At 41.2% G+C, this 17,197-nt stretch carries 20 protein-coding genes; all 20 read left to right on the plus strand.

All coding sequences use genetic code 11. From position 1 onward, the window contains the following. Window positions 1–5 precede the first annotated feature (5 nt). The 20 genes from C6Y06_RS03890 to C6Y06_RS03985 all read left to right on the plus strand — a co-directional run bounded on the left by C6Y06_RS03890 (window position 6) and on the right by C6Y06_RS03985 (window position 17,197). Window positions 6–509: a sigma factor-like helix-turn-helix DNA-binding protein gene (locus C6Y06_RS03890; RefSeq protein ID WP_106035583.1), complete on the plus strand. Its 504-nt coding sequence runs from the start codon at window positions 6–8 to the stop codon at window positions 507–509. Next, on the plus strand, window positions 499–933 hold the full coding sequence (locus C6Y06_RS03895) for an ArpU family phage packaging/lysis transcriptional regulator (RefSeq protein WP_106035582.1): 435 nt from the start codon (window positions 499–501) through the stop codon (window positions 931–933). The genes C6Y06_RS03890 and C6Y06_RS03895 overlap by 11 nt, the downstream gene beginning before the upstream one ends. A 174-nt stretch (window positions 934–1,107) precedes the next feature. Next, a complete protein-coding gene (locus C6Y06_RS03900) occupies window positions 1,108–1,452 on the plus strand; it encodes a structural protein (RefSeq protein WP_106035581.1) in 345 nt (114 codons plus the stop codon). A 129-nt stretch (window positions 1,453–1,581) separates the two neighbouring features. Further along, a complete protein-coding gene (locus C6Y06_RS03905; protein WP_106035580.1) occupies window positions 1,582–1,773 on the plus strand; it encodes a hypothetical protein in 192 nt (63 codons plus the stop codon). Then, window positions 1,770–2,048 carry a hypothetical protein gene (locus C6Y06_RS03910; protein WP_106035579.1) on the plus strand — a complete coding sequence of 93 codons (279 nt, stop codon included), beginning with the start codon at window positions 1,770–1,772 and terminating at the stop codon, window positions 2,046–2,048. The genes C6Y06_RS03905 and C6Y06_RS03910 overlap by 4 nt, the downstream gene beginning before the upstream one ends. Window positions 2,049–2,200: 152 nt before the next feature. Further along, entirely contained in the window at window positions 2,201–2,425 is a 225-nt protein-coding gene (locus C6Y06_RS20545) for an HNH endonuclease (RefSeq protein WP_404841033.1), read from the plus strand. Between the two features lie 67 nt (window positions 2,426–2,492). Continuing rightward, window positions 2,493–2,903, plus strand: a complete 411-nt coding sequence (locus C6Y06_RS03920; RefSeq protein ID WP_047946330.1) for a P27 family phage terminase small subunit — start codon at window positions 2,493–2,495, stop codon at window positions 2,901–2,903. Next, window positions 2,900–4,657, plus strand: coding sequence for a terminase large subunit (locus tag C6Y06_RS03925; RefSeq protein ID WP_404841039.1), 1,758 nt, complete (start codon window positions 2,900–2,902; stop codon window positions 4,655–4,657). The genes C6Y06_RS03920 and C6Y06_RS03925 overlap by 4 nt, the downstream gene beginning before the upstream one ends. Window positions 4,658–4,668: 11 nt before the next feature. Further along, the gene (locus C6Y06_RS03930) at window positions 4,669–5,847 is read left to right on the plus strand and encodes a phage portal protein (RefSeq protein ID WP_106035576.1); all 1,179 of its coding nucleotides are present in this window, start codon (window positions 4,669–4,671) and stop codon (window positions 5,845–5,847) included. Continuing rightward, window positions 5,840–6,427 (plus strand): HK97 family phage prohead protease, encoded by a 588-nt coding sequence (locus C6Y06_RS03935; RefSeq protein WP_106035575.1) that lies wholly within the window; start codon window positions 5,840–5,842, stop codon window positions 6,425–6,427. Before C6Y06_RS03930 ends, C6Y06_RS03935 begins: the two co-directional genes overlap by 8 nt. Then, on the plus strand, window positions 6,427–7,704 hold the full coding sequence (locus C6Y06_RS03940; protein WP_106035574.1) for a phage major capsid protein: 1,278 nt from the start codon (window positions 6,427–6,429) through the stop codon (window positions 7,702–7,704). The genes C6Y06_RS03935 and C6Y06_RS03940 overlap by 1 nt, the downstream gene beginning before the upstream one ends. Continuing rightward, the gene (locus C6Y06_RS03945; RefSeq protein ID WP_106035573.1) at window positions 7,682–7,948 is read left to right on the plus strand and encodes a head-tail connector protein; all 267 of its coding nucleotides are present in this window, start codon (window positions 7,682–7,684) and stop codon (window positions 7,946–7,948) included. Before C6Y06_RS03940 ends, C6Y06_RS03945 begins: the two co-directional genes overlap by 23 nt. Then, window positions 7,938–8,300: a phage head closure protein gene (locus tag C6Y06_RS03950; RefSeq protein ID WP_106035572.1), complete on the plus strand. Its 363-nt coding sequence runs from the start codon at window positions 7,938–7,940 to the stop codon at window positions 8,298–8,300. Before C6Y06_RS03945 ends, C6Y06_RS03950 begins: the two co-directional genes overlap by 11 nt. After that, complete coding sequence (locus C6Y06_RS03955) at window positions 8,269–8,679, plus strand: HK97-gp10 family putative phage morphogenesis protein (protein WP_106035571.1); 411 nt, start codon at window positions 8,269–8,271, stop codon at window positions 8,677–8,679. The genes C6Y06_RS03950 and C6Y06_RS03955 overlap by 32 nt, the downstream gene beginning before the upstream one ends. A 2-nt stretch (window positions 8,680–8,681) precedes the next feature. Then, window positions 8,682–9,050 (plus strand): tail completion protein gp17, encoded by a 369-nt coding sequence (gene gp17, locus C6Y06_RS03960; RefSeq protein WP_106035570.1) that lies wholly within the window; start codon window positions 8,682–8,684, stop codon window positions 9,048–9,050. Window positions 9,051–9,063: 13 nt separating this feature from the next. Further along, the gene (locus C6Y06_RS03965; RefSeq protein ID WP_106035569.1) at window positions 9,064–9,684 is read left to right on the plus strand and encodes a major tail protein; all 621 of its coding nucleotides are present in this window, start codon (window positions 9,064–9,066) and stop codon (window positions 9,682–9,684) included. Then, entirely contained in the window at window positions 9,684–10,055 is a 372-nt protein-coding gene (gene gpG, locus C6Y06_RS03970; RefSeq protein WP_106035568.1) for a phage tail assembly chaperone G, read from the plus strand. Before C6Y06_RS03965 ends, gpG begins: the two co-directional genes overlap by 1 nt. A 208-nt stretch (window positions 10,056–10,263) precedes the next feature. Then, window positions 10,264–14,487, plus strand: a complete 4,224-nt coding sequence (locus tag C6Y06_RS03975) for a phage tail tape measure protein (protein WP_106035567.1) — start codon at window positions 10,264–10,266, stop codon at window positions 14,485–14,487. Beyond that, window positions 14,487–15,314, plus strand: coding sequence for a phage tail domain-containing protein (locus tag C6Y06_RS03980; RefSeq protein ID WP_189282615.1), 828 nt, complete (start codon window positions 14,487–14,489; stop codon window positions 15,312–15,314). Before C6Y06_RS03975 ends, C6Y06_RS03980 begins: the two co-directional genes overlap by 1 nt. Before the next feature lie 2 nt (window positions 15,315–15,316). After that, on the plus strand, window positions 15,317–17,197 hold the full coding sequence (locus C6Y06_RS03985) for a phage tail spike protein (protein WP_106035565.1): 1,881 nt from the start codon (window positions 15,317–15,319) through the stop codon (window positions 17,195–17,197).

Consider the following 17,197-nt stretch of genomic DNA (forward strand, 5'->3'; position numbering starts at 1 on the left):
GTATTTTGAAAGATTTAATCAAGGAATATAAAGCAGCGTTAAAGGAAACTAAAAGAAGTATGGCAGCATCTACAGACGAAGGAGAAATGAAAACGTACCGTTCAATGATTTCTGACCTAGAGTATGCGATTGAGTGGATGGAAACAGAAAGGCAACCCAATGCAAGACGTGGCATGGATCGCCGTTCCTATTATGAACGCACAATATTCACAACAATAGAAGTCCTTGACTTCCTTTATTCAACATACCACGTTCCCGAATCTGACCCACATGCAGTAAGCGAAAATGAAATAGATTTACTCGATTATGCCATGTCGACACTGACGCAGAAGGAAAAAGAGATATTCATAACCGTTGTTGGTCATAACCTATCTTTCAGTAAATGCGCCGCACTTCATGGCATAGCAAAAGGTTCAGTCCAAAAACATATAGAGAGGGCACGGAAAAAGATCGCTCAAAAGGTAGCAGAATTAAGAGCGGGAGAAAGGGGATATGCTGATGTTGGGTGAACCGCCTGCAATTGATAAAAAGGAAACGAGAAAAAGAGTTGAAAGGATTCTCGACAACTATCGTTTGTATCTTCTCCAGGTCCCGGACGATATGCTGCCGAAGATAACAGGAGGATTCAGCATAGTGCCGCCTGCCACAACCAACGCTTTCCGTTCGTCCACTGAAAGCACAGCCATTAAACGTATTGAATGGGAGCAGAAACGAAATGCCTTTCTTGAGAAGGTGCAAAGAGCGGTCAATCGTCTTCCATATAACGAGAGGCAGATCATTATAAAACGTTACATGCAACAAGAACCCGTTTTTGATTACCAGGTTTACAATGAAATCGGCATGAGTGCAAGGTCGTATACAAGGTTAAAAGCAAAGACTTTCCTAGACCTGGCTTTCGCTCTCAATGAAGTTGTATTTAAAGCACCTGTTTAGAGGTGTTTTTATTTTTGCTTTTTATTGGCCTATAACTGGTGAATTTTTGGCCTTATGTTTGCGCTGCATGACAGAAAAAAAGTTGTAATATTGTATTATGCGATAGATTGAGAACGGCTTCCGATGGAGGTCGTTTTTTTTCATTCACTAAACTTAAAAAGGAGTTGATAGATTATGGCGTCAGGATTTGGAGTGTCGGCGAACCCGACAAAAGCCAATCACAAAATTGGAGAGGATAAGGTCGTGCGAATTGCGGTACAAAACCACAATGACTTTATTGCTGGTCCGAACCTTATTCCGCAAAGAAAGGTTAATGGAAAGTGGGAGACAATTAAAACAAATTCCCCGAACGAACTCAACCCAAGTGAAAAACGGTACGATGAGTTCAGTATCAAGGAATCGCTTGATAACAAGAAAGGTACGTATCGATTCAAGGTTGATGTAGAGCGTTACGACAAACATGGTAATCATGTTGAAACAATCGGTACATTCTTCACATCTGAATTTTATATTAAGTAATTGATTGAAGCACCGTCTTTCATGGCGGTGTTTTTCTGTTTTATCTAAAGCGTCCCTGTCTGTTTACAAAATCAATGGCGGCTAACAAACGGGGGCGGCTTAGATCAAATAAAAAAGGAGAGATTTGCGATGTCATTTACAAAACCAACAAGTTTGAGTTTTGCAAAGTCAACGGATGATGAGGGAAATCAAGAAGAGCATGACTTTCAAAGAAATCTTCGTTTAGGGATATTAACACTCAATGAAGTGCGGGCGCATTATGGACTAAAGCCCATTGGAGAGATTGGCAATGTCATTTATAAAAGGGGGCAGAAACAATGAATCCTATTAAAGAAACGTCAGAAGGTCAGATCATGTGGGATGAAAAGAATCATAAGGTTGTGTTTGTCCCGAGACATCAAATGAATGGATCAATACAAGAAGATGAAGCACCTGTGATTGAAGAAACAGAACAGCAACATGAAGACGATCCGACGCTTGATGATCTTACGAAAGAGGAACTTATGAAACTTGCTGCGGATCGAGGCATTGAAGTAAAGCCAGCAATGAACAAACCAACGATCATTGAATTATTAAGCGCAGCTGATGAAGTGTGAGATATTGCATTCATGATGGATGCCGAAATCTCTTAGAGCCTGGAAGATATTATTGTGACCAGCACCGGAGAAAGAGGAAGCCGAAAGGAAAGAAACGTAATGCCTTTCAATCAGTCAACAAGTCCTTTTATAGATCGGATGCTTGGCAGTCTATGAGGCAATTCATTTACGAGAGATATAAAGGCAAATGCACAAAGTGTAATAAATTTGTGTTTGGAAAGTCTGCTCACGTTCACCATATCGAACCAATTTCAAAAAGTCCTGAATTGAAACTTGAGGAAACAAACCTCACTCTTCTTTGCAACAAGTGCCACGCAGAGGAAGAGAACAAAATGAGCAAAGCCCCCCCTTCAATCTTCGAAAAATACTTTGGCTAGGGGACAGGATAGGGGGAGGCTTGCGTGTAAAAAGACAAAATTTTCGAGGGGGGGTAAGGGCTAAAAAATGGAAATGGATGATAAAAAAGCACGGGCAGCACAAACAAGAAAATTGAACAAAATTCGTAAAGATGAACATGAGAAAATCGTGGGTCTTTTAAAAGCAATTGGAACTTATTCGACATCCCTTACGCCTCTTATCGAAACTTATTTAGATGCTTATGTTGTTTATACAGTGATGTATGAAGAATGGCGTAATGACGGGTTTCAGGCAACAATCATGTATATAAATAAAGCTGGCCACGAAAACGAAATGAAGCATCCTTTAGCTCAACAGGTTGCCGACTGGAATAGTAAGATAAGTAAGCTCTTAGAGTTGCTAGGATTAACACCGAAGTTACAAAAAATGGTCAACGGTTCTACACCAAAAAGCACTGATAAAATACAAGCATTTGCGCAGAAATGGGCTAAAAAATAGTGATTGAACCAGGCGTAAACTACGCTGATATATATGCAAAACAGGTGTTAAGCAACAAAAAAGAACATTGTAAGGCGGTCATCAAAGCCGTTGAGCGTTATTTGAGGTGGAAAAAGCGGAAAGATATTTGGTTAGATGTGGACGCTGCTAATAGAGCAATGGATTTTATTGAAACCTTCTGTAAACATTCCAAAGGTGAACTAGCTGGGAAGCCGTTAACATTGGAACTGTGGCAAAAATTTATATATACGAACATCTATGGATTTTATACGAGAGATGAAAAAGGCCGTGAAGTCAGAGCGGTTAGAACTGCATATGTCCAAGTGCCGAGGAAAAACGGTAAAACGGTTTTAGCGAGTGGGTCAGGCACTTATGCATTATATGGTGATGGTGAACTAGGGGCGGAATGTTATACAGCTGCAACGGATTCAGACCAAGCCAATATTGCTGCACAGCAAATAGCATCCACAATCATAAATAGCCCAGACCTAGATGCTGTCACTCAAATTTATAAAGGGCAAAAAGGAAAGATAAATGCGATTTGGTACCGTTTTTCAATTGATGGTGTGGAATATGCGAACTGCCTTGTTCCCTTATCCAAAAATACTAAAGGTCTTGATGGAAAGGGCCCTCATTTTGTTCTTTTAGACGAAGTACATGCCCAGGACAATGCGGACATGTATGACATTCTTAAATCAGGAATGGGATCACGCTTGCAACCACTTATGTTCATTATTTCTACAGCTGGAAAAGGGACAACGTCTGTTGGTTTGCAAATTTATGAGTACGCAAAAGGGTTGTTAAATTCAACAAAAGAGGATGACGAAGACACTTCTTATTTCACTTTCATAACGGAACCTGACAAGGGAGATAAATGGGATGACCGCAACGTTTGGAAGAAAGTAAATCCGAACTGGGGAGTGAGCGTCCAGCCCTCTTTCTTGGAAAGTGAATTTAAGAACGCTCAACAAAGCGCCGAGCGTAAAGATGAATTTTTAGCTAAATACTTAAACATTTTTGTGAGAAGCACAGGCGCTTATTTTGATAAAGATATTGTCGGAAAAATGATACTTGATGATAACGGGGAAATCATACGTGACATAGGGGATTATTCCGGCGCCGAGGTTGTCTTGGGGCTTGACTTGTCAAAAACAACTGATTTGACTTGTGTGTCAATTAATATACCAACGCACGATGATTCCGGCCGTTCAAAACTTGTGGTCAAACAAATGTATTTTATTCCTGACCATAACATTGAAGGGCGTGAAAAGACTGAAAACATACCTTATCGGCAAATGGCCGAAAAAGGCTTTTTGACGTTTTGTCCTGGTAGGTCCATTGATTATGACATGGTCATTCGTTACATGATTGAATGTGCGCAAATGTATGATGTCATTCAAGTAAACTATGATCCGGCGCTATCTGAAAAAATCATTGAGTCGTTAGAGGCAGAGGGTTTTACATGTGTAGAAGTTAAACAATATGGAGCCGTTTTAAATAGCCCGTGGGACGACGCCGAAGTTCTTATGTACGAAGGAAGAATTAAAACAGACAATCCACTATTTATCTATTGTATTGAGAACGTGGTGGCCGAAAAGAATTACCAGGGCTTAAAACGGCCATCGAAGAAACAGAGCAAAAATAAGATCGACGGCTTTTCGGCTTTCCTCACAGCGCACAAAGAAACAATGATGATGATGGAAGATTATAACAGTGAGGATTACGAATCGATGCTAGATGAATTATACCGTTAGGGGGTGAATGCGTGGGAATTGTTCAAAGAATTAAACAGCTTTTTTCATCAAAAAGGAGTGTTGATCTATTCAACAATTCTTTTTTTAATTTTGGGACATACGTGAATGATGACAACATCCTAAGTTCGAGTGACACTTATTATCTTTTGAAATTAATAAGTGATCAAGTTGCACTTGCAAATTTCATTGTAGAAGATGAGACAGGCAAAGACATATACACGGGCCAGGCTGCAAAAGTTTTGAAACAGCTAAACAACCCGAATGACTATTTAACTTCTTATGAATTTAAAAAACTGCTAGTCAATGTATATCTTCTCAGAGGTGAAGTGTTCCTTTTTCATGAAGGTGCGCAGCTGCACATCTTAGACAATGTTTATGCTGAAATGACGAATTACGGATATGAAAAATATTCGCTAGGCGGTCAAAGTATTCCGAGGTACATGATTAGACATATAAAAAACATCGGTGTGAATCATTTGAAAGGTGTCGGTTTGCTTGATTTAGCCCGAGAAACGCTAGAAGGTGTCATGAATGCTGAAAAGGCATTGACCGACAAATATAAAAAAGGTGGATTAATGGCGTTTTTACTCAAACTTGAGGCGCACTTATCACCAACGAATGCAAACCAAAATAAAACAGTCAAAAAGATTCTTGATCAACTTGAAGACATTAAGGATTCAGGAAAAACAAAGCTCATTCCATTGGGTAAAGGTTATGAAATAGAGGCTCTTGAGTCCCCTGTGGATGATGAAAAAACCCTGCAATATCTTAGTATCTACAAAAAAGATTTGGGGAAATACTTTGGCCTTGATAAAGAGCTGCTAGATAAATTAGAAGAAAAAGATATGGAACAAGCCATGATGAAATTATTCACCAGCTGCTTGAAGCCAATTTTTAAAAACATTGAAGAGCATTTGACGGCTTTACTACTTGGAGAAGATAGCGGCCTAAAAATTAAATTCCGTCACGATTTACTAGATTTTGTAGGCATTAAAACAAAAACAGAGATCGCATACAACTTAGTCAGAACGATGATCGCCACGCCGGACGATGCCCGCAAAATGCTTGGATGGGACCCACTCAATACAGAGGAGTCCTCAAAACTCTATGTAAGTAAAGATTTGGTCGGCATTGATCGTCTTCATGAGGAAGCGGCAAACGCTTTGAAAGGTGGTGAGGATGATGGGTAAAGAAAAACGCACATTTTCAATAAAAGGGCTTGAGGTTCGAGAGTCCGGCGAAGAAGCAGCACCGTCCCAAATTGTTGGATATGGTGCTGTTTTTGATAGTCCGGCAGATATTGCAGGATGCTTCACGGAAATTATTTCACCAGGAGCATTCAAAAAGGCGCTTGATTCAAATTCAGATGTGCGGGCCTTATTTAATCATAATTGGGATTGTGTTCTAGGCCGAGTGAAGAGCGGCACCCTGATGCTTGAGGAAGATGAGAGGGGCCTTAGATTTGAAGTGACACCACCTGAAACAACTTGGGTGGAAGACCTTAAAAAAAGCATGAGGCGTGGCGACATTGATCAATGCAGTTTTGGTTTTATAGTCACAAAAGACGAGTGGGATTACGAAGCGGAGCCAGCAGTGAGAACAATCAAAGAAGTCGAGCTTTACGAAATTAGTGTCGTGTCTCTTCCTGCTTATGAAGATACAGAAGCCGCAGTAAGATCGGGAGACATTCTAAAGAAAGCAAAAGAAGAGCGAGAACAATCAAAAAAGAAACAAGCAATTATAAATAAAATACAGGAGGTTTTACAATAATGAACATCAAAAAAATCCTTGGAAATCGCAGAAAGCAAATTGAAAACAGAATGACGGAAATTCGTGAAACAATCGAAGGGGAAGGGGCTGCGGCTGCGGATACTTCAATTGAAGAATTACAAAAAGAAGTTGATGAACTGGCTGCGGAGCTTGCTGAAATCAAAAAAGAGCTTGATAAGTCAGATGACAATAAAGATGGCGGGACAGGCGACACCACCCAAACAAATGAAGAAGACCGCAGCGCAACACCTAAAGACAAAGAGCAGGAAAAACGTTCTGCCCTTGCTGATTCTATTATGACTTCTCTTTCTTCAAGATCCCGAGAAGAAGCAAAGGAAAGAGAAGTAAGAAAGGGTTTTGCACAATTTGTAGCGGGTCAAATTTCTACTTCTGAAGCTAGAGCGATGGGTCTGAAAACAAATGGTAATGATATTTTTGTACCTGATGTCCTGGCATCTGAAATCTTAACGTATGCACAAGAAGAAAACCCATTGAGAAAATACGGTACATTGTATAAAACAACTGGCACGCAAGGTTTCCCAATCTTAGTTAAAAAGTCGAAAGCCAATCGACACAAGGATGAACGAGGAAGAAATGAGCCTATCCCTGAAACAGACATTTCTTTTGAAGAGTATGCACTTAATCCATCTGAAACGGATGCGCTGGTTCTAGTTACGAAAAAATTACTTGCACGCACTGACCTTCCAATTGAACAAGTTATCATTGACGATCTCAAAAAAGCCTATGTGGAGGAAGAGGCAAGTTTCTTCTTCAATGGTGCTGATAATCCAGGTTCATTGTTCAAGAAAGCGGTGAAGTTCACAACAACAGAAACCGATCCTTATAATCGTTTTGTCAGATTAAAGAATACATTGCCGACGGCTATTTTAAAGCAAGCTAGATGGTTAACAAATAGAGCGGGCTTAACCCATATCGAAACATTAAAAGACAAAGAGGGCCGCCCGTTACTTCGTGAATCAAGCATTGAAGGAAAATTTGGTGAAATGATTCTGAAATTCCCTGTGGAGGTTTCTGATTATGTTGATGGTGACAATCCTGAAATCCCACGTTTCTTCTTCGGTGACTTCTCAAAATTCCGTGTGCAAGATGTCATCGGCTCAATGGAAGTGACAAAGTTGACTGAAAGATATTCAGATACAAACCATATCGGGCTTAAAATTTGGAATCTGAATGACGGCCAATTAGTTCAGTCACCTCTTGAGCCTGCTATTTTCCACATGGAGTTGAACCCGGATGGCTCAACACCGACTGAATGATCAATTAAAAGAGCATTTACGGCTTGATGACGGGGAAGAAGATACTTCCCTGTCTTTCTATTTAACAGCTGCGACAAATTACGTCAGGAACGCCACAGGTGGCGAAGATGACTATTTGATTGTTCTTCTTGCCGGCATACTGTTTGAGTATCGTGTCGAAAAGAACATTGATCAAGCATTGAACGCATTATCACCATTTATTATCCAAGCGGATATGACAAGGGGTGAAGAAGATGGCACATAATCCAGGAAGAAGGCGCCATAAAATTCATATTCAACACAGCGTGCCTGGTCGGAATCCTGAAACAATGAAACCTGTTCAAGAATGGGTGACGCACCGGATGGCTTGGGCTGAAATTCTACAGCCGAAAGGAAATTGGGTCATCCAAGCAGCAGCACAAGGCCAACAAAACACGGTATTTTTCCGTATAAGACACAAAGAAACAACGGATAAAACGGGAACTATGCGTGTTCTTTTTGCGGGGAAAACGTACAGAATTAAATCAATCATGCCTGATCTCCAATATAAGGAGTTAATGGTGATTGAATGTGTGGGGTGGGATCATGAGGATCGCAGCACAAGCGGAGGGAATTGATGAGGCCATCCAACGGCTTCAAGAAGTTGGGGCGAACTTAAAAAAAGCACAACCGAAAGCCTTGAGAGCTGGCGCCAAAATTCTTGCGGAACAAATGAAAAAAGAAGTAAACGTTTCTGATATTGACCATGTTCATATTAGGGACGACATCAAGGTAAGACAAACACCCAAAAAAGAGCGTGTTTATGCTGATGCGGTTTCATATGATGTGGGACCTGGTAAGGAAACCGCCTGGCGTGCAAGATTCCATCATGAAGGCTATGTCGCAAAGAACGGCCATTTTGTGAAGGGGAATCCCTTTGGAACACGGGCCTATAGAGTTAAAAAAGATGCGATCAATCAAGCCGTATTAAAGGAATTGCAAAAAGGAGCAACATAATCATGATTGATTTTGAACCAATTGTGACGAAACATTTGCTAGATGATCCGGCCATTCAATCAATGACGAATGGAAGAGTTTTCGCAGGAGACTTCCCTCTCGAATTTAAAGCGGAATTCCCGCATATCCTGGTTGCTGAAATGGACAATGTAGATGTCGAATACTCGGACAACAAGGCAACTCATTCAGAGATCGACATACAAGTGAATATTTGGATTCAAGCGAACGAAAGCATATCGGCTATTCAACAAGCCGTAGATCAAAAAATGAAAGCCCTGGGATGTAAAAGAATCACGGTTTCTTCTTTCAACGAGATAGAAAGAAATGCTTTCAGAAGAGCTTTTTTATATAGAACAATTGTGAAACATTAAAGGAGGAAAAAGCATGTCAGTCATTGTAGGTTTAGAAAACCTTGTTTATGCCGATTTAACCGAAAACGGAAAGTCTTTTGAATATGGAGAGGTAAAACCCTTTGCGCCACTATGCGCAGCAAAAGTAGACACTAGCACCGATTCATCAACGGTTTATGCTGATAATGGCCCTATCATTGTACTTTCATCTACAGGTGAAACAAAAGTGACAATTGAAACAACTGAAATCCCGCAGGATGTATTGGCCCACATTACCGGCCAAAAGATTGTAGATGGTGTTATTGCATGGAAACAAGACGCTATCCCGCCATATATTGCATTGGGCTTCACGGGAACGAAGGAAGACGGCAATGTTCGTCATGTGTGGTTAGTAAAAGGCCGTTTCTCGATCCCATCCACTGATTGGAAAACCAAAGAGGACAAGCCGGAAGCGCAAAAAGAAAGTATCGAAGGAACCTTTGTTCAGCGGAGTGATAAAGTCTTCAAAATCACAGGAGACAGCAGCGTAAAAGGTTATGAAAAATATCGTGAAAAATTCTTTGATGAGGTATTTGATATTACGCAGCTGGAAGAAACGAGCGGTGCTACTTCTTCTAAAGTAGATACAACTAAATCTAGTGGGGGTGCTGCTTAATGTCGAAGCCATTAGAAATCACGCTGCGTATTGATCAAAATGATCAAACATTTTATCAAGAATTTGTGTCTTTAAAATATAAACGCAAGGCCCTTGAAATCGAACTGGATGCCAAAAAAGATGATATTGATCCAGGGGATATCGAAGCACGACAACTCAATTTAATTTGGGAAGTGTTTGGAAAACAGTTCACGAAAAAGCAACTTGATGAAGGTTTAAACGCCATTGGGTTCCGTGATGTTTTATACGATATTATCGGGGTTGGGCTTTTAGGCTATCCATCCAGGGAAGAAATTGAGGCGAGAGAGTCCGAAAACGACCTGGGAAAGCTAGTGGAAAAGCTGATGAAAGAGCAAATGGAACAAAACTGATCACGCTTGAAAAAGCGTACGAGAATATTAAAACGCAATATTTGCAGCTAATGCGTCAAGGGTGGTCCGTCCCTCAAATTGATGAGATGGATTACCCTTTTTATATTGAGCTTCTTGAGCACTTGCCAAAAATGGAAAGTGAAATCAAGGAAGAAGAAAGCAAACCGAAAGTCGTGCCTATAGATAAAGTGTTTTAAGGAGGGAGAGCATGGCAGCCAGTGAAGTGACAAATATGATTATGCGTTTAGGCTTTGACGATGGCGGGACATCTGCGGGCATTGAAAATATAGCAGAAAAAATGGCCCTTGTTAGAAGTAGCATGAAGGCTACTGCTTCCCAATTTGGACACTTTGGGGACGAGTCGGAAAAACTTAGACGCAAACAAGAAGACCTTTCACAGCTTTATGAATTACAAGGAAGCAAGATCGAGCAGTTAAAGAAAAAGTATGAAGTGTTAGCCAGGGAAAAAGGTGAAAATTCAAAAGAAGCCTTGCAGCTGGCGACAGTAATTAATAGAGAAGTAACCAACCATAATCAGCTTGAGCGTGCTCTTCGATCTACTACCTTACAAATAAATACACAAAATTCAGCTTGGACAAGAGCCGGAAACAGCTTGCAAGAATATGGTGAACGTCTTCAATCAACTGGAAACAAGATGTCAACAATCGGAAAAGTAGGTTTTGCCGCAATTACGGCACCTGTTAGCGCACTTGGCGTGATGGCTGTTAAATCTGCGGCCGATGTTGAAAAGGCACAAGGGAAGATTGCTGCTTCCCTCAACTTAACCAAGAAAGAAGCAGCCGAGGTGAACAAAGTCACAAGAGAAATGTGGCTATCTGGCTTCGGTGAGTCGATGGAGGAAGTAAATCAAGGTGTCATTGATACACGTAAAAACCTTCAAAACCTCAAAGGGGATCAACTTGAATTAGCAACTAAAAGAGCTAATATTTTAAAAGATGTGTTTGAGTACGAGATCCCGGAAAGCACGAGAGCGGCCAAAGCACTCATGGATAATTACGGTGTGGACGTGGCGAAATCATTTGATTTTATCACAGTAGCCGCACAAAAAGGCGGGGACTATTCCAACGAGCTTCTTGATACTGTGAGCGAGTATTCATCCCAATTTAGTTCAGCGGGTATTTCCATTGAAGGCATGTTTAACATCATGTTGCAAGGTGCTAAAAATGGTGCTTGGAACATGGATAAAGTGGGTGACGCAGTAAAAGAGTTTAATATTCGTGCGCAGGACGGTTCCAAAAGTACCGTTAACGCCTTTAAAGATATTGGCCTTGATGCTGAAAAGATGGGTACGGCCATTGCAGAAGGTGGAGAAAAAGGACAAAAAGCATTCATGGCAACTGTTTCAGCGATTGCGGCCGTAAAAGACCCACTCGACAGGGATGCGGCGGGTGTCGCTCTTTTCGGTACCATGTGGGAGGATTTACGGGGGAAAGTCGTGACATCCTTAGACCCGACAAAAGACATGCTCGGGGAAGTGGAAGGCGCAACAGAAAAAGCAGGAAAAGCGATAAAGGATAATTTCAATGATCGTGCTGTTATGGCCTTCCGCAAATTGATGTCAAACCTTTTGCCGATTGGTGAAATTTTGCTAGAAAAAATCGAGCCGGCACTGGATAAGGCTGGCGATGCGGTTGATCGTTTCACAAAATGGTTTCAAGGCTTAACACCTTCAATGCAAAATACCATCGTCATTGCTGGTTTATTGGCTGCTGCTTTTCCTCCTGTTATCATTGCCCTGGGTTTGGTTGTTTCCAGCATAGGGACCGTTACGGGAGCATTAGGCAGGGGGGCGGTTGCGTTTGGTCGATACAGGGCAGAGGCAGCACTTGCAAGAACATCTACGTCACAACTTGCCGCGGCAAATACTGCCGCAGCTGCACAAATGAATATCAGTAATGCAGCCGTGACGAGGAACACAAGGGGGCTTCGTGGTTTACGTGGAGCGTCAGGCCTTGCCGGTACTGCAATGATGTCCTTTGGTGGTAAGTGGGGCTCATTGTTAGGCGTTGCAACGATGTTCGCACCGGAGATCGCAAAAGGCGCACAATCTTTATTTAATTTTAGGGGAGGCGCCCGAGTTGCCACGACTGCTGCATCTAGCCTTGGAACCGGGACAGCTCAAACAGCTGGTAGATTTGCCGGATTTGGCGTAAAGGCGCTAGGTGTGGTTAAAAGCCTTGGTAATGTCGCCCGAGTCGCAAGCGTTGCAAGGGTGGGTATGTCTGCATTTGGCGGCCCGGTCGGTTTAGCTGTGACGGGTGTGTCTTTATTAGCCGAAGGCGGTTATAAACTATATAAGCATTTAAAAGAAGAGCAAATACCCGCCCTTGAGGACTTCGGGGAAAAGGTATCTGAAAGTACCACGAAATCGGTTCTCGGTTATAAAAAATTAAATGATCAAGCAACCGCACAATTAAACCAATTGAACTGGTCAGGCCAAAAGGTTTCAAAAGAAACAGCTGATAACATCGTGAAAAATTTCAATACGATGGGTGATCAGATAAAACAAAGCATTGAAACGAAAGGGAATCAAAGTTTTGAATCACTTAGAAAATTTATGGCTGGCAGCAAAAGCCTTTCTCAAAAAGAACAGGAAGCCATTTTAAACAATGTTAAAAAGAAACAGAATGAGCAAGTAAAATCCGTGAGTGATGGCGAAGCGAAAATAAAAGCGATCTTAACCCAAGCGAGTTCAGAGAAAAGAAACCTTACTCAAAAAGAAAAAACAACGATTAATAACATTCAAAAAAGCATGATGACAACAGCCGTTAAAACAATGAGTAAAAGCGAAGTCGAACAAAAGGCCATTATGAGTAAATTACAAACCGAATCTAAAAGTATCACGGCGAGACAAGCAGCGGACACCATTAAAAACAGCATCAAAGCAAAAGAAGGCGCAGTGAAAGAGGCTGATGATAAATATAATAAAACGGTTGCTGCCGTTGTCCGTGAACGTGATGAAACGGGATCAATTTCTACGAAACAGGCGAACAAACTTATTAAAGAGGCGAAAAGACAGCGTGACGATTCTGTTTCAACAGCGAAGGACATGCATAAAAAAGTGGTCAAAGAAGCGAAAAAACAAGCAGGCGACCACGCTGATGAAATCAATACCGAAACCGGAGAAGTAAAAACCGGTTGGGAAAAAATGATGGATATTGTTAATAGTGCTTGGAACTGGATTCAAGGTCTCTTCGGTGGAGGAGATAAGAAAAAGAAAAAATCTAACCCACCAAAGTTAGGCACAGACGGCAAGGGTAAGTATTTAGAAAACCGAGCTTATGCAAAAGGCACGCCAGCAACAGGGCACCCGGGCGGGCTTGCTGTTACGAGTGAAAAGGGTCGTGAATTAATTCATGAGCCAGGAGTCGGAACCTATGTGTCAGGAAATTCCGGTCCAGAGCTGCGCTATTTAAGAAAAGGGTCATCCGTTCTTCCAAACAGAGAAACGGAACGTGTGTTAAAACGTCATGGGATGCCTGGTTATGAAAATGGTGTAGGAGACTATTTTGATTGGATTATGAAAGGACCGAAATTCCTTTGGAATAAGGCTACTGAAAAATTCGGTTTGAATGATGGTTTACTCCCTTCGTGGTTCACGAATGTGAGCGGCAGCCCGGTAGAAGCCATTGCAAAACTTGCATTCAGTGGTGTTGATTCTCTCATAGGTTCCATTGGTTCTTTCTTTGGTGGCGGTAACGCTACTGAAAACGTGAAAAGATGGGTGGCTCAAGCCATTTCAATTGCGGGTATTTCTCCTTCTTTCGCAGGAGCTTTACAGACAATTGCGATGAAGGAATCAGGAGGAAACCCGACCGTCGTTAACAATTGGGATAGCAACGCAAAGGCGGGTCATCCGTCACAAGGGCTTATGCAGTTTATCCCTTCTACATTTGCAGCGCACGCAAAAAAAGGGTTCACAGATATAAGAAATCCTGTTCATCAAATACTAGCTGCGATAAATTATCTCAATAGTCGATACGGAGGGATCAACAGACACCCTGGTCTTGTGAATATGAGTAAAGGCGGGAAATATATTGGCTACGCAGCGGGCGGCGTTTCCCCAGGAGCAGGAGGCACCAAACTAGCTGCACTGAACGAAAGAGGATATGACGAACATATCATTACAACAGACCCGTCATATCGTGAAAGAAGCCTAGCAATTTGGGCCCGTGCTGGCGCTGAATTAGGTGTCAATCCACAGTCTGCACCAAGCGGGATGAATTTGGAGCCGATGACATCAAGACAAGATACAACAAACGCATTATTACAAGAACAAAACGAGCTTTTACGTGAAATTGTCAGCACTGGCGGTGTCATCAAGGTTGGCGAAAAAACATTTGCGAAAGTCATGAATAAAATCGGCATGAAGCAGCTTCAAGATAAAGCGGTATTGATGGGGGGATGGTGATGATTGAATTTGATCTTATTATTGACGGGGAGCGTTTAAATGATGTCTTCCCCAATGTCTTTCTAACATCCTTTGAACCCGAAGCACCATCATTCGATAGAAAAAACTTTACAAATTCGAGCCGCCACGGTATTCAGACACAAAGAAAGAGTCGTTTTACACGTTTGAAAGAAAGAAAAATACTTGTTGATCTTACAATAGACGCAGCAAACGCAGAACATTTTTATCTAGTAAGATCGGAAGTATATGAATATCTTGGCCGGCCTGATCCATACGAAATCATATGCACGTTTCGGCCCGAAAGGAAATGGCTTGTTGTGTGTGATGACGCATATACCATTGGTCAGGAGCAGGGAAAAACGGGTGGAACTTTTACAATCACGCTTACGGCCATTGAAGGGTGTTCCCAGTCAGTACACGACAGCCGATCACCACAAGAATTGCAAAGTGAGAGATTCATGGGAAGAAATTTTGAACGTTATAGAGAGCAGCCTTTTCGATTTAAAGAAAGGGCTTTTTCTGTTTATAACTATGGTGATGTGAGATTGTCACCTATTGATCATGAGTATACAGTCAATATGTTTTTGGCTGGTTCAGACATAAAAATTGAGAACAAAACAACAGGCGAATTTATTACATTAGTAGGCACTCAATCAAAAAACAACTTGTTGAACGTGATAAAGCAGTATGTTTTTAAAGGCTCGCAAGCTGTGGAAAGAAGAGGTCGCTTTCCTGAACTCATGCCAGGTAAGAATGACTTTGTGATTACGGGTGCAACGTATATCGACATTGAATTTATTACTCATTTTTACTACAAAGGAGGGTAAGCATGAACCAACTATTTGTCCAAGATAAAGGAACAAAACAAGAATATGAAATAGTCAGCAGCAGCCCCCGCATAACGGATGGAACTGACGGCAAAAAAACAATGGAATTACAGATTGAAGCGGGCTTTATTGATCCTATATCTTTTGAGGCATTGGTCGGGAGAAACCTTCTAATTGTGGATGAAAAGGTACACAAGCGGCAAAAATACGTTATCCGAAATTTTTCAAAAACTCAAGATGGTGATGTACTGTCTAAAAGTGTTTCAGCTACTCATATTTATGCTTTTTTGCTATCAAAAAACAGAGTAGATGAGGTTATTCAAGGCGAATTAACACTTGAAAAGGCGTTTGCTCATGCCTTGAAAGGGAGTAAATTCACGTTCAAAATTATGGATGATGCGAAAGACATCAAACCTGTCAAAAATGAAGGGTTTGGCGATGCATTTTCTATTGAACTGATAGACACGATTATTTCAAATTACAAAATCGAGCTTGATGTGAATAATTACGAGATTTATATATACAAGAAAATAGGAAAGAAAATCAATAAAACGCTTGATACTAGAGCGAATATAAACGGTCTAACGGTTACTATTTCAGAAGACAACACGGCCACACGGGGCAGAGGCTTCGGCAAGCAAAAAGAAGAAAAAGACACGATAAGTGAAAGCGCTATGGGTTATGAGAGCAAAACCGGTACGTGGTCTTATGACGATGCTTTGAAAGCTGATTTTACGAATAAGCCTGGTGCCACTTTTACTTTTTCTTTCACTGGGACCGGATTCCGATTTGTTACCTTAACTTCAAAATTAGGTGGTAAATGGGAATTTAAGATTGATGACGATAAGACGAAAACGATCAGCGTTTATAAAGATCAATCACCTAAAAAAGAAACGATAGAAATCATTAGAGGTCTTGAACATAAAAAACATAAAGTCATTGCTACATTCAAAGGAAAAGACAGCAAAAATCCCAATACAAAAGGGAAGAAGACAGCGGCCCCAATCATGTATCTATTGAGAGACAACGTCATTGAAACATATCGGGAATATAAAAATGAAAATGAAAAATATGTATTCGAGCCGGTCCTTTTCGTTCATCCAAACGAACAGGATTTTTTAATTGACGGGCAGCCTACATGGGCCGAACCAATTAAAGATGATGCAGTTACAAAGGCAGAAGATATGAACACTCTTTTAGAAGAAAAAGTCAATCCATTCCCGGAAGTGACCGTGGCAATTGATTTTGAGGAATTTGAAGTTGAAGAGCTAAAAGGGTTAGAGGATGAACTCAACAAGGGTGACACGCTGCATGTTATAGCCGATACACCTGAACATGGTATCACGTTTGAAGATGATGTAAGAGCCGTCAGCATGACTTATAACCCGTTAGACTTGACAGAAAAACCTGATGTGACTTTTACCAATGTACAGAAGGATATGTTTGATTTGCAGCTTGAAGACAGGCGAAGGATCAGAAACCAAGAGCGCTATATCAAGGAACAAAAAAATAGTTTATTGGCTCAAATTCAAGCAGCAAAAAACGAATTGTCCGATCTAATTGAAAAAGGAAAAACAGGCAGCCCGCAAAATGCGGGTTTTAGTTTGGTCTTTAAAGGCGGATCGTGGGGTTCTTCTGCTGGTGATGTGTATATAGACGGAAGCGATTTGATATTTGAAACACCTGAAAATTATGAAATGGTTTATGCGACTGTAGACGGTTCGGCATTGCTTAAACAAAACGGGATCACGCCTTCAATCGACTATGAAGACAATCAAACTGATACATTCATCATTTCCTTTTTTCAGAGTGGAAAAAAAATAAAGCCGGATCAAGTGCCCGATACTTCAAAAATATCGGTTGGTATTGTCGGCTATTCATAA

It is taken from the genome of Bacillus sp. MZGC1 (assembly GCF_002998605.1).
GTDB lineage: Bacteria > Bacillota > Bacilli > Bacillales > Bacillaceae > Bacillus.